The sequence below is a fragment of the Streptomyces sp. NPDC002825 genome (genome assembly GCF_040295385.1).
Classification (GTDB): domain Bacteria; phylum Actinomycetota; class Actinomycetes; order Streptomycetales; family Streptomycetaceae; genus Streptomyces.
In genome coordinates, this window is the sequence record NZ_JBEOVH010000077.1 from 1 (window position 1) to 1,536 (window position 1,536).

General features: G+C 56.3%; 1 rRNA gene. It reads left to right on the top strand.

Annotated features, from left to right (window positions below):
* Positions 1 to 1,501: ribosomal RNA gene (locus ABT041_RS38930) — 23S ribosomal RNA — on the top strand; the annotation flags it as partial.
* Positions 1,502 to 1,536 lie beyond the last annotated feature (35 nt).

Genomic DNA, 1,536 nt, shown 5'->3' on the forward strand with positions numbered 1-1,536 from the left:
GTAGTAGGTAAGCGATGGGGTGACGCAGGAAGGTAGTCCAGCCCGGGCGGTGGTTGTCCCGGGGTAAGGGTGTAGGGCGTGTGATAGGCAAATCCGTCACACATTAAGCCTGAGACCTGATGCCGAGCCGATTGTGGTGAAGTGGATGATCCTATGCTGTCGAGAAAAGCCTCTAGCGAGTTTCATGGCGGCCCGTACCCTAAACCGACTCAGGTGGTCAGGTAGAGAATACCGAGGCGTTCGGGTGAACTATGGTTAAGGAACTCGGCAAAATGCCCCCGTAACTTCGGGAGAAGGGGGGCCACGCCTGGTGATCGGATTTACTCCGTGAGCTGGGGGTGGCCGCAGAGACCAGCGAGAAGCGACTGTTTACTAAAAACACAGGTCCGTGCGAAGCCGTAAGGCGATGTATACGGACTGACGCCTGCCCGGTGCTGGAACGTTAAGGGGACCGGTTAGCTCTGTTTCGACAGGGCGAAGCTGAGAACTTAAGCGCCAGTAAACGGCGGTGGTAACTATAACCATCCTAAGGTAGCGAAATTCCTTGTCGGGTAAGTTCCGACCTGCACGAATGGCGTAACGACTTCTCGACTGTCTCAACCATAGGCCCGGTGAAATTGCACTACGAGTAAAGATGCTCGTTTCGCGCAGCAGGACGGAAAGACCCCGGGACCTTTACTACAGTTTGATATTGGTGTTCGGTTCGGCTTGTGTAGGATAGGTGGGAGACTTTGAAGCCGTGACGCCAGTCATGGTGGAGTCGCCGTTGAAATACCACTCTGGTCGTGCTGGATGTCTAACCTCGGTCCGTGATCCGGATCAGGGACAGTGTCTGATGGGTAGTTTAACTGGGGCGGTTGCCTCCCAAAGGGTAACGGAGGCGCCCAAAGGTTCCCTCAGCCTGGTTGGCAATCAGGTGTTGAGTGTAAGTGCACAAGGGAGCTTGACTGTGAGACCGACGGGTCGAGCAGGGACGAAAGTCGGGACTAGTGATCCGGCGGTGGCTTGTGGAAGCGCCGTCGCTCAACGGATAAAAGGTACCCCGGGGATAACAGGCTGATCTTCCCCAAGAGTCCATATCGACGGGATGGTTTGGCACCTCGATGTCGGCTCGTCGCATCCTGGGGCTGGAGTCGGTCCCAAGGGTTGGGCTGTTCGCCCATTAAAGCGGTACGCGAGCTGGGTTTAGAACGTCGTGAGACAGTTCGGTCCCTATCCGCTGTGCGCGTAGGAATATTGAGAAGGGCTGTCCCTAGTACGAGAGGACCGGGACGGACGAACCTCTGGTGTGCCAGTTGTCCTGCCAAGGGCATGGCTGGTTGGCTACGTTCGGGAGGGATAACCGCTGAAAGCATCTAAGCGGGAAGCCTGCTTCGAGATGAGTATTCCCACCTCCTTGAGAGGGTAAGGCTCCCAGTAGACGACTGGGTTGATAGGCCGGATGTGGAAGCCCAGTAATGGGTGGAGCTGACCGGTACTAATAGGCCGAGGGCTTGTCCTCAGTTGCTCGCGTCCACTGTGTTAGTTCTGAAGCAA